At 38.3% G+C, this 21,056-nt stretch carries 27 protein-coding genes and 1 riboswitch; of the genes, 14 read left to right on the forward strand and 13 right to left on the reverse strand.

All coding sequences use genetic code 11. From position 1 onward, the window contains the following. Window positions 1–163 precede the first annotated feature (163 nt). From N7931_RS01720 to N7931_RS01735, 4 genes are read left to right on the forward strand one after another with little or no spacing between them, the layout of a single operon-like run. Entirely contained in the window at window positions 164–1,009 is an 846-nt protein-coding gene (locus N7931_RS01720; protein WP_262791514.1) for an HAD family acid phosphatase, read from the forward strand. Between the two features lie 47 nt (window positions 1,010–1,056). Next, window positions 1,057–2,688 carry a methyl-accepting chemotaxis protein gene (locus N7931_RS01725; protein WP_262791515.1) on the forward strand — a complete coding sequence of 544 codons (1,632 nt, stop codon included), beginning with the start codon at window positions 1,057–1,059 and terminating at the stop codon, window positions 2,686–2,688. 12 nt (window positions 2,689–2,700) lie between these two features. Continuing rightward, window positions 2,701–3,156, forward strand: coding sequence for a copper chaperone PCu(A)C (locus tag N7931_RS01730; protein WP_262791516.1), 456 nt, complete (start codon window positions 2,701–2,703; stop codon window positions 3,154–3,156). 38 nt (window positions 3,157–3,194) lie between these two features. Further along, window positions 3,195–4,166 carry a DUF2333 family protein gene (locus tag N7931_RS01735; RefSeq protein WP_262791517.1) on the forward strand — a complete coding sequence of 324 codons (972 nt, stop codon included), beginning with the start codon at window positions 3,195–3,197 and terminating at the stop codon, window positions 4,164–4,166. A 34-nt stretch (window positions 4,167–4,200) separates the two neighbouring features. On the opposite strand, the gene N7931_RS01740 is transcribed toward N7931_RS01735, so the two are convergent. Then, window positions 4,201–4,806, reverse strand: coding sequence for an HAD family hydrolase (locus tag N7931_RS01740; protein WP_262791518.1), 606 nt, complete (start codon window positions 4,804–4,806; stop codon window positions 4,201–4,203). Window positions 4,807–4,908: 102 nt separating this feature from the next. On the opposite strand from N7931_RS01740, the gene N7931_RS01745 reads away from it, so the two are divergent. Together N7931_RS01745 and N7931_RS01750 are read left to right on the forward strand one after the other, a co-directional pair. Continuing rightward, complete coding sequence (locus N7931_RS01745; RefSeq protein WP_262791519.1) at window positions 4,909–5,190, forward strand: SemiSWEET transporter; 282 nt, start codon at window positions 4,909–4,911, stop codon at window positions 5,188–5,190. A 27-nt stretch (window positions 5,191–5,217) separates the two neighbouring features. Beyond that, window positions 5,218–6,180 (forward strand): hypothetical protein, encoded by a 963-nt coding sequence (locus tag N7931_RS01750; protein WP_262791520.1) that lies wholly within the window; start codon window positions 5,218–5,220, stop codon window positions 6,178–6,180. Between the two features lie 12 nt (window positions 6,181–6,192). On the opposite strand, the gene moaD is transcribed toward N7931_RS01750, so the two are convergent. The 5 genes from moaD to moaA all read right to left on the reverse strand — a co-directional run bounded on the left by moaD (window position 6,193) and on the right by moaA (window position 9,070). Further along, a complete protein-coding gene (moaD, locus tag N7931_RS01755) occupies window positions 6,193–6,438 on the reverse strand; it encodes a molybdopterin synthase sulfur carrier subunit (protein ID WP_262791521.1) in 246 nt (81 codons plus the stop codon). Next, on the reverse strand, window positions 6,435–6,935 hold the full coding sequence (gene moaC / locus N7931_RS01760; protein WP_262791522.1) for a cyclic pyranopterin monophosphate synthase MoaC: 501 nt from the start codon (window positions 6,933–6,935) through the stop codon (window positions 6,435–6,437). Before moaC ends, moaD begins: the two co-directional genes overlap by 4 nt. A gap of 3 nt (window positions 6,936–6,938) precedes the next feature. Continuing rightward, window positions 6,939–7,487 (reverse strand): molybdenum cofactor biosynthesis protein B, encoded by a 549-nt coding sequence (gene moaB, locus N7931_RS01765; RefSeq protein WP_262791523.1) that lies wholly within the window; start codon window positions 7,485–7,487, stop codon window positions 6,939–6,941. 14 nt (window positions 7,488–7,501) lie between these two features. Then, on the reverse strand, window positions 7,502–8,095 hold the full coding sequence (locus tag N7931_RS01770) for a molybdenum cofactor guanylyltransferase (RefSeq protein WP_262791524.1): 594 nt from the start codon (window positions 8,093–8,095) through the stop codon (window positions 7,502–7,504). After that, window positions 8,096–9,070 carry a GTP 3',8-cyclase MoaA gene (gene moaA, locus N7931_RS01775; RefSeq protein ID WP_262791525.1) on the reverse strand — a complete coding sequence of 325 codons (975 nt, stop codon included), beginning with the start codon at window positions 9,068–9,070 and terminating at the stop codon, window positions 8,096–8,098. Further along, window positions 9,058–9,202, reverse strand: a riboswitch (molybdenum cofactor riboswitch). It overlaps the preceding gene by 13 nt. A gap of 310 nt (window positions 9,203–9,512) precedes the next feature. Between moaA and N7931_RS19515 the strand changes: the two genes are divergently transcribed. The 7 genes from N7931_RS19515 to yacG all read left to right on the forward strand — a co-directional run bounded on the left by N7931_RS19515 (window position 9,513) and on the right by yacG (window position 15,554). Beyond that, window positions 9,513–9,953, forward strand: coding sequence for a prepilin-type N-terminal cleavage/methylation domain-containing protein (locus N7931_RS19515; protein WP_316250558.1), 441 nt, complete (start codon window positions 9,513–9,515; stop codon window positions 9,951–9,953). An 82-nt stretch (window positions 9,954–10,035) separates the two neighbouring features. Further along, window positions 10,036–11,721, forward strand: a complete 1,686-nt coding sequence (gene pilB, locus N7931_RS01785; protein WP_262791526.1) for a type IV-A pilus assembly ATPase PilB — start codon at window positions 10,036–10,038, stop codon at window positions 11,719–11,721. A gap of 15 nt (window positions 11,722–11,736) precedes the next feature. Continuing rightward, the gene (locus tag N7931_RS01790; protein ID WP_262791527.1) at window positions 11,737–12,978 is read left to right on the forward strand and encodes a type II secretion system F family protein; all 1,242 of its coding nucleotides are present in this window, start codon (window positions 11,737–11,739) and stop codon (window positions 12,976–12,978) included. After that, on the forward strand, window positions 12,978–13,889 hold the full coding sequence (locus N7931_RS01795; protein WP_262791528.1) for a prepilin peptidase: 912 nt from the start codon (window positions 12,978–12,980) through the stop codon (window positions 13,887–13,889). Before N7931_RS01790 ends, N7931_RS01795 begins: the two co-directional genes overlap by 1 nt. Then, window positions 13,886–14,503, forward strand: coding sequence for a dephospho-CoA kinase (gene coaE, locus N7931_RS01800; protein ID WP_262791529.1), 618 nt, complete (start codon window positions 13,886–13,888; stop codon window positions 14,501–14,503). Before N7931_RS01795 ends, coaE begins: the two co-directional genes overlap by 4 nt. 61 nt (window positions 14,504–14,564) lie before the next feature. Next, window positions 14,565–15,311, forward strand: coding sequence for a cell division protein ZapD (gene zapD, locus N7931_RS01805; RefSeq protein WP_262791530.1), 747 nt, complete (start codon window positions 14,565–14,567; stop codon window positions 15,309–15,311). Between the two features lie 21 nt (window positions 15,312–15,332). Continuing rightward, window positions 15,333–15,554: a DNA gyrase inhibitor YacG gene (yacG, locus tag N7931_RS01810; protein WP_262791531.1), complete on the forward strand. Its 222-nt coding sequence runs from the start codon at window positions 15,333–15,335 to the stop codon at window positions 15,552–15,554. Between the two features lie 276 nt (window positions 15,555–15,830). Here yacG and ubiA read toward each other — a convergent pair whose 3' ends face one another. Both ubiA and N7931_RS01820 read right to left on the reverse strand, forming a co-directional pair. Then, complete coding sequence (gene ubiA / locus N7931_RS01815) at window positions 15,831–16,709, reverse strand: 4-hydroxybenzoate octaprenyltransferase (RefSeq protein WP_262791532.1); 879 nt, start codon at window positions 16,707–16,709, stop codon at window positions 15,831–15,833. After that, window positions 16,702–17,244, reverse strand: a complete 543-nt coding sequence (locus N7931_RS01820) for a chorismate--pyruvate lyase family protein (RefSeq protein WP_262791533.1) — start codon at window positions 17,242–17,244, stop codon at window positions 16,702–16,704. The genes ubiA and N7931_RS01820 overlap by 8 nt, the downstream gene beginning before the upstream one ends. 124 nt (window positions 17,245–17,368) lie before the next feature. Between N7931_RS01820 and N7931_RS01825 the strand changes: the two genes are divergently transcribed. Then, entirely contained in the window at window positions 17,369–17,758 is a 390-nt protein-coding gene (locus tag N7931_RS01825) for a flagellar basal body-associated protein FliL (protein WP_262791534.1), read from the forward strand. Window positions 17,759–17,815: 57 nt separating this feature from the next. Here the strand turns inward: N7931_RS01825 and N7931_RS01830 are convergent, their stop codons facing one another. The 5 genes from N7931_RS01830 to nudE are packed head-to-tail and all read right to left on the reverse strand — an operon-like array spanning window position 17,816 to window position 21,038. Then, window positions 17,816–18,655 (reverse strand): rhomboid family intramembrane serine protease, encoded by an 840-nt coding sequence (locus tag N7931_RS01830; protein ID WP_262791535.1) that lies wholly within the window; start codon window positions 18,653–18,655, stop codon window positions 17,816–17,818. Window positions 18,656–18,660: 5 nt separating this feature from the next. Further along, window positions 18,661–18,990: a thiosulfate sulfurtransferase GlpE gene (gene glpE, locus N7931_RS01835; RefSeq protein ID WP_262791536.1), complete on the reverse strand. Its 330-nt coding sequence runs from the start codon at window positions 18,988–18,990 to the stop codon at window positions 18,661–18,663. Between the two features lie 56 nt (window positions 18,991–19,046). After that, window positions 19,047–19,631 carry a YceI family protein gene (locus tag N7931_RS01840; protein ID WP_262791537.1) on the reverse strand — a complete coding sequence of 195 codons (585 nt, stop codon included), beginning with the start codon at window positions 19,629–19,631 and terminating at the stop codon, window positions 19,047–19,049. A 2-nt stretch (window positions 19,632–19,633) separates the two neighbouring features. Further along, entirely contained in the window at window positions 19,634–20,464 is an 831-nt protein-coding gene (gene cysQ, locus N7931_RS01845) for a 3'(2'),5'-bisphosphate nucleotidase CysQ (RefSeq protein ID WP_262791538.1), read from the reverse strand. Then, the gene (gene nudE, locus N7931_RS01850) at window positions 20,445–21,038 is read right to left on the reverse strand and encodes an ADP compounds hydrolase NudE (protein WP_262791539.1); all 594 of its coding nucleotides are present in this window, start codon (window positions 21,036–21,038) and stop codon (window positions 20,445–20,447) included. The genes cysQ and nudE overlap by 20 nt, the downstream gene beginning before the upstream one ends. Window positions 21,039–21,056: the final 18 nt, after the last annotated feature.

Raw genomic sequence — 21,056 nt, forward strand, 5'->3', positions numbered from 1 at the left:
TCAGCGGCAAGCCTTTACTTTTATTATAGAAATTCCTCCCCCAGCCGATACTTTAACTATACTCAATTAAACTCGGCTCAGTTTAACGAAACTATTTAACCTCAACTCTGGATAAGAAGTTAGCTAAAGCCTTAAATTACCTATCAGACAGAGAATTCTAATCATGAAATTAGCTCATTTTTTCAATTTTCGTGGATTAACTCGCAGCAAAAGCAAAATAATGTGTTTTTCTGCTTTTTTGCTGCTTAGCTACACAGTAAAAGCCGATGATGATACTATAGGGGCAATCGCTTGGGTTCAACAGTCTGCCGAGTATCAGGCAATTGCATCACAAACCTTTAAAAATGCGGCTAATCAAATTGAAGAAGCGGTTTTTGATAGTGACTGGACAGCAGCTATTGAACAATTTGGTCATACCGGTATGAAACAACTCCCTAATGCGATTTTGCTCGATTTAGATGATACGTTAATCAGCACTATGCCTTATCAGGCCGAATTAGCTTTAGACAATAAACCCCATTCAGATGCTGAATTTAATAAATGGGTTAATACCGAGCGAGCTAGATTAGTCCCACATGTACTAGAGCTAATCCAAAAAGCATCAAGTTTAGGGGTTACTGTATTACTCATTTCTGACAGAACTTGCTTGCCGAACCCTAGAGATCCCTGCCCAATTAAATCTAAAACCCTTAAAATGCTTAACCGAAACTCTCTTAATTTCCCAAAAGATCAGATGTTTTTTCGCGGTGAATTTTCAGACTGGAATCAGGATCAAAGCAGCCGCCGGGCTTTTATTGCACAAAGATACCGGATTTTGATGATTATTGGAGACGATATTAATCAGATGATACCAAAAACATCTAATCTGCCAGCCAGCGCCCGTCAAAAATTAGTTTCTCAATACGATCAAATGTGGGGTAGCCGCTGGTTTTTAATTCCAAATCCGGTTTATGGCGGATGGCGTGACACCTTAAAGTCATCGCTAAAATCAAACATAAAAGGCTATTAATACATGCTATGCTTAAACAGATCATATTAAGGATGAAAGCTTAATTTATGTCATATCAACAGCCAGTTAAAACCAGATTAACTCTGGCGAAAAAAATTTATTTAATACCTTTAATTGGGGCACTTGGTTTTTTATTTTATGTCGGTGTAATTTACACCAAAGCCACCAATAGTGCGCATACATTAGAAGAAGTCAGAGATATTCATTTTCCAAGTTTGCAATTGATTGAACAAAATCTAGAATCTTTGTCTGATATAAAAGAACAATTAAGTAGTGCAGTTACCACTGGTGATGAAGACACATTATCGAGTGCAGACATACAAGCTAAAGAATTAACAGAGTCGGTCAGTTCATTAGCTCAATATCACTCCGATTATGCAGAGCAGTCCAAAAAATTTGCAACAGACTTTAATATCTATTATCAAAAAGCTAGGAATATAACTAGCGAGATGATTAATAATACAGCTGATTTTAATGTTATTGGCGAACAAGCAGCTGTAGCTAATCAGATTTATACTGATTTAGAAGCAGCTATGAATCAATTCAGAAATGAACGAGAGCAAAATTTTAATACTGCAATTCAAGAATCCAGTAATACTACATCAACTTTAATCTCACTCGGGATTTTAATGATAGTAGTAGTTACGGCCCTTTTAATGGTCCCTGCTTATTTAATTTCTTCGAGTTTAAAACGTAACCTTAATCAAGTTATAGATAGTCTGCGCAACATAGCACAAGAAAATGGAGACTTAACGGTAAGAATAAAAGTCAACCAAAATGATGAAATAGGCCTATTAGTATATTGGTTTAACTCTTTTATGGAGCAATTACAACAAGTCATAAAACAGGTTGTTGATTCAGCGATACCTTTAGCTGAACTAGCCCAGACTCTACAAAACTTGGCTGAAAAAACAAAAAAGACAGTAACGATTCAAAAACAAAGTGCAGGCTTAACGAAAGATACTGTCGATAATATGACTCATTCAGTTAGCTCGGTAGCCAATGCAGCGGCAAGCGCAGCACAAGCAGCTATAAAAGCAACTCAAGCTACCGAAAATGGGAAAGAAATAGTCGATAAAACGGTAGCAAAAATTCAAGCTATGTCATCGACTTCTGCACAAACTTCGGATGTGATAAAACAATTGCAACAAGATTGCGAACAAGTGAGCTTAGTATTAGATGTTATTCGCTCAATAGCTGAACAAACTAATTTATTGGCCTTAAATGCAGCAATTGAAGCAGCCCGAGCAGGAGAGCAAGGCCGAGGATTCGCAGTAGTAGCAGATGAGGTACGTACATTAGCTTCACGAACCCAAGCGTCAACCACTCAAATAAATGAAACAATTATCCAATTACAAGCAGCTTCACAATCAGCTGTTGATGCTATGAGTACAGGTAATGAAAGAGCTTTAGATTGTGCAAATACAGCTACTCAAGCAGGTGAAAGTTTGCACTCAATCAATCAAACTATCGCACAGATCAGTGAAATGAATAATCAAATCGCAAATACAACAGATCAACAGACTCAATTATCTAAAGATATTGTGCATCATGCTGATGATATTTATCATAAAACCACAGAAACAGAACAAAGCTCAGCTGCCCTTGCTGATTTAAGTTACCAATTAGCGGCATTAGCTGATAAATTAAAAACAACCTCAAATAAATTTAAAGTTTGATTAAGAGAATTTATGAAAAAACTCGCAACCGCCTTGCTTACCTTAGGTTTAACTTTTTCAGTAAATGCCGAACTGATCTTTGAACAAGTCAGTGTCAGGTTAATGCCAAACTCACAAAAAAATACCGCCGCGTTTATGAAAATCACGAACCAAAGTGATGCTACGGTAAAGTTAATTGAAATTCGCAGTAATATAAGTGAAACCGCCGAGTTTCATACCCACATAATGCAAGACGATATGGCGATGATGCAGAAAATGGATCAGTTAATCATACCGGCCAATCAAACTGTCATTTTAGAGTCAGGTGGCCGACATATTATGTTGCTAAACTTAAAACAGGACTGGGCTAAACAAGGCGAAGCTGAAATTATTTTCAGAGATGCTCAACAAAAGCGTTATGAGGTGCATGCACCTATTGAAGCTGCACACCAGATGCATCATCACCAACATCAACACCATAATCACTAACGCCCAACTCACCGCAATAACGTGTAAAAAGGATAGTTATGAACAATAAAATCGTAAAAATAACCGGTCTGGCAGCCATAAGCATTTTTATCGTTTTATGGATTGTCTCAATTTGGTGGAGTCAGGAACCGGAAATAAAATCAATCCGCGAAGCCAGCCAATCTCACAGTCAGGTAACTGGCTATGCAACCACAACAGCTTTAATTAACGTTGCCGAAACTTTATTAAATAAATCAGGTGGGTTCACCGCAAATGATGTACTGCCCCCTTCGTTGTTTATGGATAATATGCCGGCATGGGAATTTGGCGCATTAGAGCAAATCCGTGATTTATCTTTGGCTATGCGTAAAGATTTTAGCCGCTCGCAATCTCAATCTCAGGAAGATAAAGATCTAAAAGTAGCTCAACCTCAGTTTAATATTGATCACAAAAACTGGGCATGGCCAAGTGCAGAGGGCGAATATGAAAACGCAATTAGTGCTTTAAAAAGCTACCGTGAGCGTTTAACCGACCAAAATCAGGCTGATGGTCAGTTTTATTCGCGCGCAGATAATTTAAGCGACTGGTTAAAAGAAGTTGAAAAACGTTTAGGCTCAACCTCACAAAAACTCAGCGCAAGTGTAGGTAAAGACAGATACAATACTAATTTAGCAGGCGATTCATCGGCTGCGCAGTCAACTTACACTCCGTTACAGGGTAAAGTAAAAACCAGTTGGTGGAAAATTGATGATGTATTTTATGAAGCGCGTGGCACTTGCTGGGCATTGCATCATTTTTTACAGGCTGTAGAAATTGATTTTGCTGATGTGCTCGCCAAGAAAAATGCAACCGTCAGCTTGCAGCAAATTATCCGTGAATTAGAAGCCACTCAAGATACAGTTTGGAGCCCGTTAATTTTAAATGGCGATGGCTTTGGCTTTTTAGCCAATCACAGCTTAGTTATGGCGAATTATGTATCACGCGCCAATGCTGCGTTAATTGATTTACGAAAATTATTAGAGCAAGGTTAAAACCGATTGCCGTCAGCTTAGCTGACGGCTTTATTTACTCAGATAAAAAATAGTCATTTTCAATATTCAGCATTTCCAGTACATCAACCACAAACATACCGGCACTTTTAGCTGCCTGAATACCCGCTTTTGCATCTTCAAATACAATACACTGCTCAGGTCTCATATTCATTAACTCTGCACATCGTAAAAAAGTATCCGGCGCAGGCTTTGGATTTTTTACCTGATCGGCGCCCACTAAATGATCAATTAAATGGCTTAAACCACACACTTCTAAAATTTGTTTAGCTTCGCCGGTGTATGCGCCGGTTCCTACCGACATAGGACGTTTACCTAAGTTTTCGCGGGCAAACTCAGCTAATTTAGTCGGCTTTACATATTGGTGAATGGTTTCACGTACAATCGCTTCTTTAAAGTCATTCACTTCGTCACTGGTTGCATTAATATTTAAATCATAATGTTTAACTAAAATATCAACGGTTTCTTTGGTTGGTACACCAGCTAACGAGCGCATTAACTCAGGGTTAATCGGAATCGCAAATTTATTTAACGCCTCGGTCCAGGCATTTTGATGTAAACGACCGCTATCTACTAAAGTGCCATCCATATCAAAAATAATCGCATCAAATTCTGTATACATATTTATCTACCGTTAAATTTAAGTAACAATCGTTAAAATTTTTTTGTGTTAGCCCAAAACAATTAGTACGATATATCATACTTTATAGTCTGGAGTGTTTAAATGAGTTTTATCGACATCATTGGATTTAGCGCTGCGTTTTGTACAACTTCGGCTTTTTTACCTCAAGCTTTAAAAGTATTAAAAACCGGTGATACCAAATCCTTATCGCTTGCTATGTATATTATTTTTACAACCGGCGTTGGCCTTTGGCTTGCTTACGCTTTGTTTATACAAGATATGGCTATGATAACAGCAAACGCGATTACTTTTGTGTTTGCATTTGCAATATTAGTCACCATTATTAAAAATACAGTTAAAGCAAAGCAGGTTAAAACAGAATAAACTTGGCTTTATACCAGCGGATAAACAATGCAGCTTATAAACTCTAAAATCATTTGGCAAAATAATCAGCATAATGCGTTTACTGATATGGTTGAATATCAGGGGTTGTATTTATGCTGTTTTCGTCAGGCAACTAATCATGTCAGCAAAGATGGGTTTATCCGCATTTTGTCATCCACTGATTTAATTAACTGGCAAACGGTTAGCCTGATTCGTAAAAGCAATTGTGATTTAAGAGATCCTAAACTCATTGTTCATCCTAACGGTCAATTATTACTGCTTTATTATTGCAAAGTATTTGATAATCAAGGCCGTAATACCGCTAATGTAAATTGCATTCACTTTACCTCTAACCCAGTTAGTTGGTCTGGCGCTAAAGTGCTGGGCAATAATAACTGGTGGCTTTGGCGAATTCGGTTTTATCAAAAACAAGCGTTAGGTATTGCTTATAACCGCAGCCAGAATAAAGTTAATTTATATCAAGGCGATCCTTTGCGCAGTTTTCATTTAACAATTGATGGATTATTTGGCCTCAAGACCCATGGTAAAGCCTATCCAAATGAATCTGATATTAGCTTTTTAGCCGATGGTACTGCAATTTGTATATTAAGACGGGATGCCGATTCTTATACAGCTCAATTAGGGATAGCTAAACCCAATTATAAAAAGTGGCAATGGTTTGATTTAGGCGAGTATTTAGGTGGACCTGCACTTTATAAACTCAAAAATGGACGAATAATTATTGCAGCTAGACGAATTTTAATGCCGTTTAGATTAGCAACTTGGTTATTTGAGTTAGACTTAACCAATAAAAAAATCATTCCGTTAATTGAGCTGCCATCATCCGGCGATAACAGTTATCCGGCTATGCTTGAAAAAGATAATCATTTATTCGTGAGCTATTATTCTCAGCACAGACAAAATGCGCAAGGCCAAATCAACCATCCATCTCAACCTTGTGCAATTTATCTAGCAAAACTGAGCTTATAGAGCTAAATCAATTTAACCACCGGTTACCGGCGGAAAAAAAGCAACTTCATCACCAGCTTTAACGGTCATATTGCCTTGCGCCATGGTTTGATTTACCGCAGCTAATAATTTTTTGTTGGTAAAAGTTGTTTGCCAGTTAGGGTGTTGGTTTAAAATTGCCTGCTTGACCTCTTCCAGGGTTTGGCAACTTTCAGTTAACTCAATAGACTCACAACCTAACTCTTCTCTTAATCGGGCAAAAAATAAAACTTTAATCATACCTTTTGTGCCTGCTGATTTTGCCAATGGCCGGTTTTTCCGCCGGCTTTGCTTAATACTTTTATGCCACCAATTTCCATTGCAGGATCAACCGCTTTACACATATCAAATAAGGTTAAAGCAGCAACAGACGCCGCGGTTAAAGCTTCCATTTCAACACCGGTTTTACCCGCTAGTTTGCATAGTGCTTCAATTCTGATCTGCTGTTTATCGGCCTGCACTTCAAAATCGACCTGCACTTTAGACAACATTAACGGATGACATAACGGAATTAAATCCGCACATTTTTTAGCCGCTTGAATACCGGCAATTCTGGCAACCGCAAATACATCACCTTTGGCATGACCACCGCTGATGATCATCTGAATTGTCTCTGCCGACATTTTAATAAAGCCTTCGGCAACTGCGGTTCTGGTGGTAACGGCTTTTTCAGACACATCCACCATGTTGGCTTCGCCCTGCGCATTAACATGGCTAAATTGTTTATGTTCAGACATGCATTAACCTCGGCTTTGGCAAGCTTGAATTGTCTCACCCACTTGTTTTAACTGAGCCACAAAATTACAAGGGCGTACACTAGCATCAATCTGAGATTTTATAATTTCATTCCAGCCGGTTTTGCAGGCACCGGTAGACCCCGGTAAACAAAATATAACCACTTTATTTGCCATACCGGCAATGGCTCGTGACTGAATAGTTGAAGTGCCAATATCCACCAGTGAAACCTGCCTGAATAATTCACCAAAACCTTCGACCGTTTTATCGAATAATGGCAACATGGCTTCTGGCGTGCTATCTCGTCCGGTAAATCCGGTTCCTCCAGTTGAAATCACCACCTGTACATTATCTGAGGCAATCCACTGCGAGCAAATTGAGCGAATTTGATAAATATCATCTTTAACTATTTTTTTATCTGCCAGTATGTGTCCGGCCTCTTTCAGCGCTTCAACCAAGTATTGACCAGATGTATCTGTCGTTTCATCACGTGTATCTGAAATAGTTAATACGGCAATATTTAACGGCTTAAATGGGGTATTTGCTTTAGCCATTTTATCCTCTTAATTTATGAGTAAATTTTGTTGGTCTGTTCGTCAATATAAGCTTGCCACTGCACTTGTGTATTGACGTTGATCAAATTTTGTATTTTGGCAGGTTCATTTAACTTTATTTCAGTTGCATCAACTGCTTTTAATACAGCACGCACAGATCTTTGTTTTGCACTTTGCTGCATAATACGATTAAGCTCAGCCTTTAACTGAGCCACATCATAAAAATAGACAGGTAAAAAATGTTGTTCAAAGTAGCAACTGCATTGCTGTTGACAACCAAATTGAATCAACTGGTTTAATAGCTCAGGTGTGAGTTTAGGCATATCAACCGGCACCACCATTAAAGCATAGTTTTGCGGGACAAACTCAAGCGCAGCGTGAATTCCGGCAAGTGGCCCTGCCTGCTGGTGTTTATCTGCGATTTGGCCTTGGTTTTTACCACTGACCAACACAGATTTAGCACCAAGTTGAGTTAACAGGGCTTTATTTTTTTCAAGTAAACTTTGGCCGTTTATGATTAGCTCAGCTTTATCCGTTCCCATACGGGATGACAAACCACCGGCTAATACTAAACCGACAAAAGGTTTATTGATGATACTTGCCTGCATTTAACCACCAATCATAGCTAAATGCTGGGTAATGCCAGTTTTGCCTTGCTGTAATAAATGACTCGGCGTTTTCTCAGCCAAGGAAGTTTGTAGCTTTTCAATTAATGCTTGCTGTTGTTGATCGCTTTGTAAAAATGCTCTTAAATCAATTCCTTGTTCGGTAAACAAACATAAATGAAGCTGACCTAGCGAGCTGACCCGCAAGCGATTACAACTGGCACAAAAGTCTTTACTGTAAGGCATAATTAAGCCAATTTTACCGGCATAATCAGGATGGTAGAACTCTTGCGCCGGGCCTGCTGCTTTATCACGAATAACAGATGACCAGCCCTGCTCAACTAATTGCTGTTTAAGACTTTCACCACTGACATGATTTTTATTGAAAAATTGAAGGTTATCACCGGTTTGCATTAATTCGATAAAACGCAACGTATAAGCATGCTGCTTAATCCAGCTTAAATAATCATTAAACTGACTGGCGTTATATTGCCGCATTAATACCGAATTAATTTTAATTGAGTTAAGTCCAAGCGCTTTGGCTTTTTCTAACCCGTTTAAAATACTCACTAATTTATCGTGACCGGTAATCAGTTTAAACGCTTCTGGCTGCAAGCTATCAATACTGACATTAAGAGCATCCAAACCAGCATCCACCCAATGATTAATCTGTTTTTCAAGATTAAATCCATTAGTGGTTAATGCCACTTGTTTGATGCCGGGTGTGGTTTTGCACACTGCGATAATATCGGCTAAATCTTTACGTAAAGCAGGCTCACCACCAGTGATCCGTATTTTACTTGTGCCTAATTTAGCAAACCCCGCCACTAAACGACGAATTTCATCCAAACTTAAAAATTCACGCGATGTATCGCACTGATAACCATCAGGCAGGCAATAGGTGCATTTAAAATTGCACACATCAGTAATCGACAGCCTCAAATAATGAAACTGACGACCTAATTTATCTTGTAACATAAACACCTTTCCAAATTAGGGAGGCTGTGGCATTTCTTTCACAACCCTGGCGAATCTAACGATTCGCGGCCTGAGCAACTTATCTGGCAAACAACCAAACTTAGCTAAACAGGCTCGGAGTTATTTTAATGATCATATCTACTTAATTCACAAACTAGTAAATATAAACAGTCTTTCATTGCAAAGCATAGTAACTTTAATCGAGAGTTCACATCATAAAACAAATTAATTTTCTATGCACTTTTTCCCTCATAATTCGTAAAAACACTGCTAGTGATTAGTAAAGTTATAACGCCGCACAACAAATAATTAAAAAAAAGTTATTCGAGCTTGTTGGATATAAATTCATAGACTAATTTTAATGGTAGCTTTATCAATCGAATAGATGGACTTAAGCAATATTAGGTTAAAAGTGTAGTAATCCTTATCTGGAGATTTAAACATGATGAATAAACAAAACCGTAATCAGGGTTTTACCTTAATTGAATTAATGATTGTTGTTGCTATTATCGGCATTTTGGCGATGGTAGCAGTGCCAGCCTATACCGATTATATGAAAAACGCAAAAATGGTAGAGCTGGAAAATACTGCAGGTTCACTCAAAGGTTTAGTAACAGCTTGTATGCTAAAAAATGTTGCCAAAGGTGCTGATACTGGCGAAGAAGCGACTGGCTGTAATGGTGGTACTAACGGTATTCCCTCCAATCAAGCTGATGGCACCGGAACTGGTAATATTGGTGCAATTACAGTAACAAATGGCGTTATTACTGTAGCAGGCAAAACAGGTAGTGATTTAGCAGGCAGAACAGTTGAATTACATCCTACTTATGAAACGGCAACCAATAAAGTCACTTGGGCAGATGAGGCTGCTGCAGAAGAGTAATTGCGATAAAAAATACTTATCAAATTTTGACAAAGGGAATTCTTCCCTTTGTCTATTTACCTGTTTCAAGAGCAGCCTTTAAATGCCAGCCATAGATTTAAGACTCTACTCAAATGTCCTTAACTTGCATCAGCAAGAAGAACTAAAACAACAAAATCTAAAAAATCATATAGAAGCACAACAGTTTATCGCCAAAAAAGTTTGGCTTACAGAAAAAGCTTTAGTAACAAAAATAGCACGTTTTTACCAAGCACCATGCTTTGATTTATCCTACCTTGATTTAGATATTATTCCCGATTCAATTCTTAAAGAGAAACTATCTGAAAAGCACCAGGTTTTACCTTTATTTTTGCGTGGCCGTACACTTTTTTTAGCAACGGTAAATCCAATTGCCATGAGCGCAGCGGAGGATTTTCAATTTAGCACAGGCTTTAATGTAGAATATATTTGTGTTGAAGCCACTAAATTACAAAAAGCAATTGAACGTAAATATGAAGGGGATGAAGCTCACCTTAGTTTATCTGATTTCGATGATTCAGAGCTTGCTAACATTGAAGTATCTGAAATTAACGAGGATGAAAATAATGATTTACCGGATCAGGACGATGCCCCTATAGTTGTTTATATTAATAAAATATTATTAGACGCCATTAAACGCGGCGCATCAGATTTACACTTTGAGCCTTACGAACACAGTTACCGCATCCGCTTTAGAATTGATGGCTTATTACATGAAATAGCCTCGCCTCCGGTTAATTTATCAACCCGCTTAGCCGCCCGTTTAAAAGTCATGTCGCGTTTAGATATTGCTGAAAAACGCAAACCCCAAGACGGCCGGATAAAATTAAAAATCACCGCCAAAAAATCAATCGACTTTCGTGTTTCAACTTTACCCACTTTATGGGGCGAGAAAGTAGTTATGCGGATCTTAGATTCCAGCAGCGCCATGCTAGGCATTGATGCACTAGGTTATGAACCAAATCAAAAAAAACTTTATTTAGATGCACTCAGCAAACCGCAAGGCATGATATTAGTAACAGGCCCAACCGGCAGTGGCAAAACCGTTTCACTTTACACAGGGCTAAATATTTTAAATACTTCAGAACGCAATATTTCAACAGCTGAAGATCCGGTTGAAATTAACTTAGAAGGCATTAACCAAGTACAAATTAATGCTAAAGCTGGTCTCACATTTGCAGGAGCACTCAGATCGTTTTTACGACAAGACCCAGACGTTGTTATGGTGGGTGAAATTCGAGATTTAGACACCGCAGAAATTGCAATAAAAGCAGCTCAAACAGGCCATTTAGTTTTATCAACTTTACATACCAACTCTGCCGCAGAAACCTTAACCCGTTTATTAAACATGGGTGTACCCAGTTACAATATAGCCAGTTCGGTCAGCCTGATTATTGCCCAACGCCTTGCCCGCCGATTATGTAATCACTGCAAACAACCGATTGAAAACCCACCCACTCACAGTGAATTACTTGCTTTTGGTTTTACCCCAGAGCAACTAGAACAAGTAACTTTATATGAACCCAATGGCTGCGAGTTTTGCTCAAAAGGTTTTAAAGGGCGGATCGGTATTTACGAAGTCATGCCGATTTCAAATGAAATGGCCAATTTAATTATGCACGAAGGTAATGCACTGCAAATTGCTAAACAAGCCCAACAAGAAAATATTAATAATTTACGCCAATCCGGCATTCAAAAAGTTATCGCAGGCACAACCAGCTTAGGTGAAATTAGCAGAGTAACTAATTAAAGCAGGAACAGGTTTATGGCAGCAGATAAAAAGAAAAAAGAAAAAATTGTCATTCAGGATTTTTATATTTGGCGTGGTGTAAACCGTCGGGGTGAAAAAGTAAATGGCGAACTAGCCGCTGACAATTTAACGGCTGCCCGCGAACAATTAAAACGCCAAGGCGTAAACCCAACGCATTTAAAGAAAAAACCTAAACCTTTATTTGGTGGCGGTTCAAAAAAAATAGGGGCAAAAGAAGTTTCGGTTATTACCCGTCAGTTAGCCACTATGCTAAGTGCTGGTGTACCGCTTGTTCAGTCTGTAGATTTAATTGCCAAAGGAAATGAAAACGCAAATATTCGCCGTTTATTAAGCACAATTGAGGTTGGGCTTCAATCCGGTACACCTTTTAATCAAGTGCTTAGAGAACATCCACAATATTTTGATGATTTGTACTGTGATTTAGTCAAAGCGGGTGAATTATCCGGTGCTTTAGATGTGATTTACGACAGAATCGCAACCTATAAAGAAAAAACTGAAGCCTTAAAATCCAAAATAAAAAAAGCGATGACTTATCCGGTTGCAGTGATCGTGATCGCGATTATTGTGACCTTAATTTTATTGATTTTTGTTGTTCCTCAATTTGAACAAATTTTTGCCAGCTTTGGCGCTGAACTCCCCTTTTTTACGCGGATGATTATTCATATCTCTAACCTCATTCAAAATAATGGGCCATTTTTAGCCATTGGCTTAGCTATATTTATTTTTTTATTTGTCCGCAGTTATAAAAATTCACAAAAACTACGTGACAAAGTAGACGCCTTACTTTTAAAGGCCCCTATTTTTGGCACTATTTTAAATAAAGCCGCTTTAGCCCGATTTTCGCGTACACTCGCCACCACTTTTGCAGCCGGTGTCCCATTAGTTGAAGCGCTGGATTCAGCCGCTGGTGCATCTGGTAACGCTGTTTACCGTAAAGCAATCAACGAGATAAAACTCGAAGTTTCAGCCGGTATGCAAATGAATATTGCAATGCGAACCACTAAATTATTCCCAGATATGGTGATTCAAATGGTACAAATAGGTGAGGAGTCCGGGGCAATTGATGATATGCTAAATAAGGTTGCAACCATTTATGAACAGGAAGTTGATGATGCCGTTGACGGTTTATCTGCTTTAATAGAACCGTTAATTATGGCTGTGTTAGGGGTCGTGATTGGAGGATTAATTGTTGCTATGTATTTACCTATCTTCCAAATGGGAAAAATTGTAAGCTGATGTTTGATAATTTAATTGAAGTATTTAACTTATACCCTGCTGTTTTTTATATTTCTGCTTTTGTTTTTAGTTTATTGGTTGGTAGCTTTTTAAATGTGGTCATTTACCGCTTACCGATCATGCTGGAAAGAGACTGGAAAAACGAATGCAAACTGCTTTTGAGCGATCCCCTAAACGAGCCTGACAATGACAAAATTCAGCAACAAATTGATCAGCAACCTACATTTAACTTAATCAAGCCTAATTCGTCTTGTCCGCATTGTAAAACCGAGCTCAAACCTTGGCATAATATTCCCCTATTAAGCTGGCTGGCTTTAGGCGGCAAATGTAGCCATTGCAAAACAGCTATTTCAGTGCGTTATCCCCTCATTGAATTATTAACCGGATTAACTGGGTTATTTGCCGCTTATCAGTTTGGGGTTTCTACCTTAACGCTTTGGGCTATGTTATTTAGCTTTATTTTAATCTGCTTATGTTTTATTGACTTAGACACCATGCTACTGCCCGATCAATTAACCTTAGGGTTAATTTGGTTAGGTTTAATGGCCAATCTCAATGGCCTGTTTGCTGCATTACCGGATGCCGTAATTGGCGCTGTTGCCGGTTATTCCGTGTTATGGATTATCTTTCAAGGTTTTAAATTATTAACCGGTAAAGAAGGCATGGGGTTTGGCGATTTTAAATTATTAGCTGCGTTAGGTGCATGGATGGGATGGCAGGCTTTACTGGTTATTATTTTATTATCTTCTGTCGTTGGTGCAGTGTTAGGTCTTATTTTGCTCAAACTACAAAATAAAAATAGCCAAACCGCAATTCCTTTTGGCCCTTACCTTGCTGTTGCGGGCTTTATCGCGTTTTACTGGCGACAAGATATTATTGAATATTACCTGCAAAACTGGGTTTATCTATGAGCCAGTTTATTGTCGGCTTAACCGGTGGTATTGGCAGTGGAAAAACCACTGTGGCCAATATGTTTGCTGAATTAGGGGTTGAGATTATTGATGCTGATATTATCGCCAGAGATGTGGTTAAACCAAATACACCAGCCTTAAACAAAATCGCCCAACAATTTGGTAAATCGGTTTTATTGGCTAATGGAGAGCTAAATCGCGCGGAACTCAGAACCATTATTTTTGCTGATGAGCAGGCAAAAAGTTGGTTAAATGCACTACTACATCCTGTTATCCGTAATGAAATGATTACCCAAAGTAAAGCAGCACAATCTGACTATTGTATTTTAGCCGTGCCTTTATTACTGGAAAATAACCTAACCAGTTTGGTTAACCGTATTTTAATTACAGATTGCAAACCTGAAACCCAAGTTTTTCGAGCCTGTCACAGAGATAAAAATTCAGCAGAGCAAATTAAGCGGATTATGGCTGCGCAACTTGACCGCGAATCACGAATAAATTACGCTGACGACATTATAGATACTGAGCTATCTATCGAGCAAGTTGCGCAAAAATGTAAAAAATTGCATCAACTTTATCTGAATTTAGCTTCAAACAGGCAAAAAATTAGCTAAATTTTAACCAGTGAGTTAAGCTAATTCAAACAATAAAAACATAAAAGAAACGAATCGTCACATGACTGATATTTTGTATGAATTTCCATTAAATGAAAAGATTCGCACTTATTTGCGAATTGAAAACCTGCTTGCCCGTTTAACTCATCAACTTGGTGATACAACGCCATGGGCGAGTCTGGATTTTTTAAGTGCCCTGTTTGCAATTTTGGATATTATTGAACGTGGTGATTTAAAGTCGGATTTATTAAAAGATCTTGAAAAACACGAAAAACAATTAGTCGCTTGGTCTCAACACCCCAGTATTAATAATTCAGCTTTGCAGGATTTATTACAAACCATAGTACAGCTCTCTGGGAAATTAACCACAACCAACAAATTGGGACAAAAATTACGAGATGATAAATTTTTAGCGTCACTTAAACAAAGGTTTTCTATCCCTGGTGGTAGCTGCTGTTTTGATTTACCCCATCTGCACCAGTGGCAACATCAGGATTCAGATATCATTGTTGCAGACCAACAGAGATGGCTGTCTGAACTAGAAATTTTAAAAACCATTATTGAACTAGATTTAAAAATGATCCGAGAGCGTGGGCAATTCCATAGCTATAGCGCTGAGAATGGCTTATATACAGACACTGTGGAAAACGTAGAGTTATTACAAATAAAAGTGCCCTCAGATAGCGCTTATTACCCAACCGTTAGCGGCCATAAACACAGGTTTTCAATTCGTTTTATGGAAAATAATCAGGAACAGGTTAAATCTGCTTGCCTGCAAAGTGTCAGATTTTTATTATCTGCCTGTTGATAATAAACCAGAGATAACCCAATGAAAGTGAAATGCCCCACCTGCCAGAATGAGGTAGAGTGGAAACCAGAAAATAAATATAAACCTTTTTGCAGTGAACGTTGCCGCTTAATTGACTTAGGCGAATGGGCAAGTGAAAGCCATGTCATTAAAGGTGAATCTTTTAATCAGCAGTTAACACCTCAAATTGATGAGTTTTCTGAAGATTTACCACCCGCTGATGAAGATTTTTTTAAACATTAAATTCTAAATTACCAACCGAGCTGTCCTTCTATTTAATCTAAATAATGACAGCTCATATCTAATATTATTTTAAGTTAACCTCAACTCTGGATAAGAAGTTAGCTAAAGCCTTAAATTTATTGGTTTTTAGTTTAAGTTCTTTTTCTTGTGAGGGATTTTTTCTGAGAACAAGGCGAATTTGAGTACGTAATAGCTGGCTATTACTAGCGAATTCAACGTAGTTATCGGGGAAAATAACCACTAGAAAGCAATTTGTTATCCAGAGTTGAGGTTAAGCTACGCAGTGCCGTAACTTAAAATAATACCGATTAACACGACTAACCCTGCATAATGGTTTTGTAAAAAAGCTTTAAAACAAACATCGCGTTCTCGGTGCCTGATTTGCCACTGCTGATATATAAAAAGTGCCAATGCTAAACCGACTGTTTGGTAATAAATTGCCCCTAACTGCGCCAGTTGACCCGCCCAAATTAACCCAGTAATAGTCAGCACATGTAAAATAAACACTGCTAGCTTATCAAAGCGCCCAAATAAAATAGCGGTCGATTTAACCCCAATTTTTAAGTCATCGTCTCTGTCAACCATTGCATATAAAGTATCGTATGCAACAGTCCAAGCCAAATTGGTAAAAAACAATACCCAAACAATTAATGCCAATTCGGCTTTAACTGCCATATATGCCATTGGAATTGCCCAACTAAAAGCGGCACCCAATACAACTTGTGGCAAATGCGTATAGCGTTTCATAAAAGGGTAGAGTGTTGCCAGTCCCAACCCGACAAACGACAATAAAATCGTTTGCTGATTAAGTAATAACACTAACCCAAACGAAACAATCACCAGCCCCAAAAACAACATTAACGCTTCTTTACTGCTCACTTTACCGGTTGCAAGTGGCCGATTTTTGGTGCGTTTTACATGACCGTCTACTTTTCTATCAGCAAAATCGTTAATAACACAACCTGCCGCCCGCATCACAAATACACCAAGCACAAAAATAATGAACAAATCTAACTTTGGCACACCTTCGCTCGCAATCCACAACGCCCATAATGTAGGCCAGAGCAACAGATAAGTGCCGATTGGTCTGTCAATTCGCATTAACTGGCAATAAGCGATTAATTTTTCAGAAAACTTCATGGTTTGATTATTCATAATAAAATTGGCAATCCGCTAAAAAAACTTCAGTAACGGTAAAAGGAAATTGTTGTAGTTTAAACACAGAGCGTCGTCCGTATAAGATATTTGGTAACTCACCGTTAAATAAAGTTTTGGCTAACTCAAATACCTTAGACTGAGCCGTAAATTCGGCTACTTCAATATCACAGCGCTCTAATCCGGGTAATTTAAAAATATATTCACCTAAAGGCTGCTCACCTAAATTTTGCAAACTCTGATTACCAGCTTCAATGGTTGAACGAGGCACTTGAGTATGCGCATAAACCCAAGGTTTATTTTGACAAAACAATAACACTTCACGAATTAAAGTTGGCTCATTAAAATTAAGTGAATTGCAATCTTCGGGATTAACCCAAGCTTCACCCAACACTTGAAGCTTAAATTGCGAAGATATAGTTTTGAGTTTTGCCGTTAACGACATAGGATCAAACAACCACTGTAAAATCTCAGGTTTTACAGTTAGACTATTAAGCCAATGAGCCTGCTCTCCGATTGGAAAAAAACGATGCATAAAATAGTGTCGCTAAACTCTAATTCATTGATATAGTTAATGTAGGCTATATGATAACAAGTTATGCTAAGGTTTTACCTGTTATCTTTTATTTTTTTAATTTATCGCTGGTCTTAAACACAAAATGAAACGATTAATTTTATTAGCTCCTCTACTTTATTTATCTATATTAAATAAAAGTTTTGCCGAAGATACATTCGCTTATTTTGGTTTTGAGCCAGATATAATTACTAACTATATCACAAGCAAAAAGAAGCCAGGTTATGTCAGAATCACTGTAGAGCTAATGTTAGAAGACGCTAGCTATATTGAAGTGGTAGAACACCATTCCCCACTCCTAAGAGATGCAATTGTTGATATTTTAGGAAAAGAACCCGAAGAAAAGATTAAATCTTTAAAAGGTCGAGAAGAAGTAAGAGCGTTATGTGCTCAGCAGATAAAATTACTACTTAAACAAGAAACAGGACAAGAGATAATAAGAGACGTTTTATTTACTAATTATCTCTATCATTAGATGAAAACTTGAAACAGCAAAAATGGCATTTATCCACTTTTGCTGTTCTTGAAAACGTTATTTTTTGAGCCATTTGGCTTCAACAATCGCCATTGCTAAACCAGCTAATAGTCCACCTAAATGCGCCCAGTTAGCCATTCTCAGGTTTAATATTTCACTAAAGCCAACCGCTAACCAAAGTAACATCATCACAATAATCCCGCTTGGCAGGTTGAGTCCGTTTAAACGGCCAAATTTCCCCGCTAACCAAGCATAACCCAGCAAGCCATAAACCACACCAGAAAGCCCGATAAAACTGCTGCTAACCATTAAATACTGGCATAAATGCGCAGTTAACCCTGTGATTAAGGTTGCATTAAACAACCAGCTTGCGCCTTTGATTTTTTCAAGTTGACCTGCCAGCCACACCCACCAAAATAAATTTAAAACTAAGTGAGTTAAATCACCATGCATAAATGCGGGTGTGATCAAACGGTAAATTTCATGCCAGTTTAAATTATGCAGTTGAGCCGGAAAACCTAAGTGCTGATATAGCGCACCTGAATAGCCCAATACCTGCAAGATAAAAATGAATAAAACGAATAACCCCAAAACTCGGGTCAAATAACCGGTATTTTGCCAAACGGTTCGTAATATACCGGTTGATGGTGGCTGGTTAGCAGATAAATCATCTACTTGTCCTCTATCCCACGAGGCTGCCCAAAATTTATCGTCATTAGGATTTTTAACAAAATCATCCAATAGTATTCTGGCATTATCCAAATCCGAGTCTTGCTCACATAATAAATGAAAACCATCTTCTTTATGAATAATCTGGTTCTCAATATTATTTTGGTGCAAATAATCGGATACCGCTTTTGCGGCTCTAATATTGCCAAATACAGCCAAAGTTAGCATCGGCTTTATTGCTCGTCTGCCAAAGTGACAAATTCAAACTCACGTCGCCAAGCTTCAAAACCGCCATCCATACTATAAACCTGCTCAAAACCTTGCTCGGCGATATATTGCGCAGCCCCCTGACTAGAAACACCGTGGTAACACACAACTACAACAGGTTGTTCATAATCGGTTTGCTGCATAAATTGCGCAAGTGAACCATTGGTTAAATGAAAAGCACCTTGAATATGCCCAGCATTAAAAGACGCTTCGTCACGAATATCAACAATGGCGACTTTTTGTGTTTGTTGGAGTTCAGTTAATTGCTGGCAACTTAAATGGGAAAAATCAGACATAATAAAATTCTAACCGCAGGCAAGTTGCACTTGCCTGCCTACTAAATTCAAAAAAGTTACGCTTGAACGTTAAAGCGTAATGAAAAGGTCACCGGTACAACATAAGTAATGGATGGCAAACCAGCTAGCTCTTGTAACTTATTAACACCGTCAACTAATTTAAAATCCGCAGCATTAATTAAAACAGGCTGGCGGCTCACTGCACTAATGTTGCCTTTATTGTCTTTAAATACGACTAAAGATAAAGCTAAGTTTTGTGATTGACCATGCAAGTTTAGTTGTGCATTAACGTCCATTTGAGTCACTGAGCCCGCTTCAATAGATTGTAATTGTGCAGGTTTTAACTGAGCTGTAATAGTAGCTTTAGCAAACTGGTTAGTTTCAAATAAAAACTCTTGCATGCGCTCATTACGAATTGGAATTAAGGTATCTACTGATGCTAAATCAATTTCAACCGTTACTTTACCTAAATCCGAAATTTCACCTGATAAGGTTTTAAAATGATGCGTTTCTGTGATTTGTGCTTTTTTGGTTGATAAAAAATTAAGCTGTGACTGTGAATTATCTAATTGCCATGCAGCCATAGCTGAATTGCCGAACAAACCTGCGGCAACTAATAAAACTTTTGGTAATAATTTCATTTTTATAAAGTCCTTAATGTTTTATGTGGAATAATCACATCTTGCCAGTTTATAGACTGGTCGCCAAGTACCAAAAAGTCAGGGTTGGCTAATGTTTCTCGCTGGTTATAAGTCAGCGGATTAAATTCAGCATCTAATATTTCGCCCCCTGCTTCGTGTAAAATACAGTGGCTTGCACCTGTATCCCACTCACCAGTAGGACCAATTCTTAAATAAAAATCGGCAACCCCTTCGGCGATCAGACAACTTTTAAGCGAGCAGCTACCTTGTTGCACTTTAGCATGGCTATTTGGATGAGTTAAATAACGCCCAACTGTATCCGACTTTTGAACTCTGGATACAGCAATGGTCAGTTGATCATTCGGTTGGTGTTTGGCTACTTGAATTGAAGTAACATGCTCGTCTTTCTGTTTAAAAGCGCCGTTGCCTTTGGTGGCATAATACCAAGTATTTTGAGTTGGCCAATAAATCACCCCCAATACCGGCCAGCCATTTTCAACCAGCGCAATATTAACGGCAAAATCGCCACTGCGGGAAACAAATTCTTGGGTTCCATCCATAGGATCAAGTAACCAATATCTTGACCAGTGTTCACGTTGAGCAAGCTTTAACAATTTAGTTTCTTCCGAAATCACCGGAATATCCGGCGTCAGTTCGGTTAACGCTTTAATTAAAACTTCGTTAGCCGCATAATCTGCGGTTGTAACTGGCGATTCATCATTTTTTTGATATAGCTCAAAATCACCATGCTCATATATTGTCATAATTGCATCGCCGGCTAAACGTGCAATCTCTTTAACTTGCTCTAACAGCTCAATCGGTTGTGGCTTCATTGTCACTCTTAAAATATGCTTGTGCTAAAAATAATGCAGCAACGCTTCTGGCTTCAGAAAAGTCTTCACGCGCAAGCAACTCGTCTATATTATGAACTGACCAAGGCACAATATCCAATGGTTCTGGCTCGTCTCCGTCAAGTTTTTCGGGATAGAGTGACTTAACTAACAAAATATGCATACTTGAACCAAAATAACTTGGCGCTAAGGTTAAACTTTTTAGCCTTTGAGTATATTTACACCCCATTCCAATCTCTTCTTTTAGCTCTCTTAATGCAGCTTGTTCAGGCGTTTCGCCTTCATCAATCAAGCCTTTTGGAAAGCCAAGCTGATAGTCATGAGTACCGGCCGAATATTCCCGAATTAAAATAAAAGTTTCATCATCTAACATAGGCACCATCATAACAGCACCTGGGCTTTTTCCGCGGTTTCCTCTTAGCCTTTCATAGCTGCGTTTTTCACCATTGCTAAATTCTAGCTCTAATGCTTCAATTTTGAATAAACGACTCTGCGCGGCGGTATGACTGGCTAATATTTTAGGTAATACTTTTTCAGGTAAAGATTTTTTAGTCATTTTTGTTATACTCGGAAT

This window comes from Catenovulum sp. 2E275, from assembly GCF_025515275.1.
GTDB lineage: Bacteria > Pseudomonadota > Gammaproteobacteria > Enterobacterales > Alteromonadaceae > Catenovulum.

Coding starts and splice junctions, on each gene's coding strand:
- N7931_RS01720 (WP_262791514.1), top strand. CDS start 164: ATGAAATTAGCTCATTTTTTCAATTTTCGTGGATTAACTCGCAGCAAA.
- N7931_RS01725 (WP_262791515.1), top strand. CDS start 1,057: ATGTCATATCAACAGCCAGTTAAAACCAGATTAACTCTGGCGAAAAAA.
- N7931_RS01730 (WP_262791516.1), top strand. CDS start 2,701: ATGAAAAAACTCGCAACCGCCTTGCTTACCTTAGGTTTAACTTTTTCA.
- N7931_RS01735 (WP_262791517.1), top strand. CDS start 3,195: ATGAACAATAAAATCGTAAAAATAACCGGTCTGGCAGCCATAAGCATT.
- N7931_RS01740 (WP_262791518.1), bottom strand. CDS start 4,806: ATGTATACAGAATTTGATGCGATTATTTTTGATATGGATGGCACTTTA.
- N7931_RS01745 (WP_262791519.1), top strand. CDS start 4,909: ATGAGTTTTATCGACATCATTGGATTTAGCGCTGCGTTTTGTACAACT.
- N7931_RS01750 (WP_262791520.1), top strand. CDS start 5,218: ATGCAGCTTATAAACTCTAAAATCATTTGGCAAAATAATCAGCATAAT.
- moaD (WP_262791521.1), bottom strand. CDS start 6,438: ATGATTAAAGTTTTATTTTTTGCCCGATTAAGAGAAGAGTTAGGTTGT.
- moaC (WP_262791522.1), bottom strand. CDS start 6,935: ATGTCTGAACATAAACAATTTAGCCATGTTAATGCGCAGGGCGAAGCC.
- moaB (WP_262791523.1), bottom strand. CDS start 7,487: ATGGCTAAAGCAAATACCCCATTTAAGCCGTTAAATATTGCCGTATTA.
- N7931_RS01770 (WP_262791524.1), bottom strand. CDS start 8,095: ATGCAGGCAAGTATCATCAATAAACCTTTTGTCGGTTTAGTATTAGCC.
- moaA (WP_262791525.1), bottom strand. CDS start 9,070: ATGTTACAAGATAAATTAGGTCGTCAGTTTCATTATTTGAGGCTGTCG.
- N7931_RS19515 (WP_316250558.1), top strand. CDS start 9,513: ATGATGAATAAACAAAACCGTAATCAGGGTTTTACCTTAATTGAATTA.
- pilB (WP_262791526.1), top strand. CDS start 10,036: ATGCCAGCCATAGATTTAAGACTCTACTCAAATGTCCTTAACTTGCAT.
- N7931_RS01790 (WP_262791527.1), top strand. CDS start 11,737: ATGGCAGCAGATAAAAAGAAAAAAGAAAAAATTGTCATTCAGGATTTT.
- N7931_RS01795 (WP_262791528.1), top strand. CDS start 12,978: ATGTTTGATAATTTAATTGAAGTATTTAACTTATACCCTGCTGTTTTT.
- coaE (WP_262791529.1), top strand. CDS start 13,886: ATGAGCCAGTTTATTGTCGGCTTAACCGGTGGTATTGGCAGTGGAAAA.
- zapD (WP_262791530.1), top strand. CDS start 14,565: ATGACTGATATTTTGTATGAATTTCCATTAAATGAAAAGATTCGCACT.
- yacG (WP_262791531.1), top strand. CDS start 15,333: ATGAAAGTGAAATGCCCCACCTGCCAGAATGAGGTAGAGTGGAAACCA.
- ubiA (WP_262791532.1), bottom strand. CDS start 16,709: ATGAATAATCAAACCATGAAGTTTTCTGAAAAATTAATCGCTTATTGC.
- N7931_RS01820 (WP_262791533.1), bottom strand. CDS start 17,244: ATGCATCGTTTTTTTCCAATCGGAGAGCAGGCTCATTGGCTTAATAGT.
- N7931_RS01825 (WP_262791534.1), top strand. CDS start 17,369: ATGAAACGATTAATTTTATTAGCTCCTCTACTTTATTTATCTATATTA.
- N7931_RS01830 (WP_262791535.1), bottom strand. CDS start 18,655: ATGCTAACTTTGGCTGTATTTGGCAATATTAGAGCCGCAAAAGCGGTA.
- glpE (WP_262791536.1), bottom strand. CDS start 18,990: ATGTCTGATTTTTCCCATTTAAGTTGCCAGCAATTAACTGAACTCCAA.
- N7931_RS01840 (WP_262791537.1), bottom strand. CDS start 19,631: ATGAAATTATTACCAAAAGTTTTATTAGTTGCCGCAGGTTTGTTCGGC.
- cysQ (WP_262791538.1), bottom strand. CDS start 20,464: ATGAAGCCACAACCGATTGAGCTGTTAGAGCAAGTTAAAGAGATTGCA.
- nudE (WP_262791539.1), bottom strand. CDS start 21,038: ATGACTAAAAAATCTTTACCTGAAAAAGTATTACCTAAAATATTAGCC.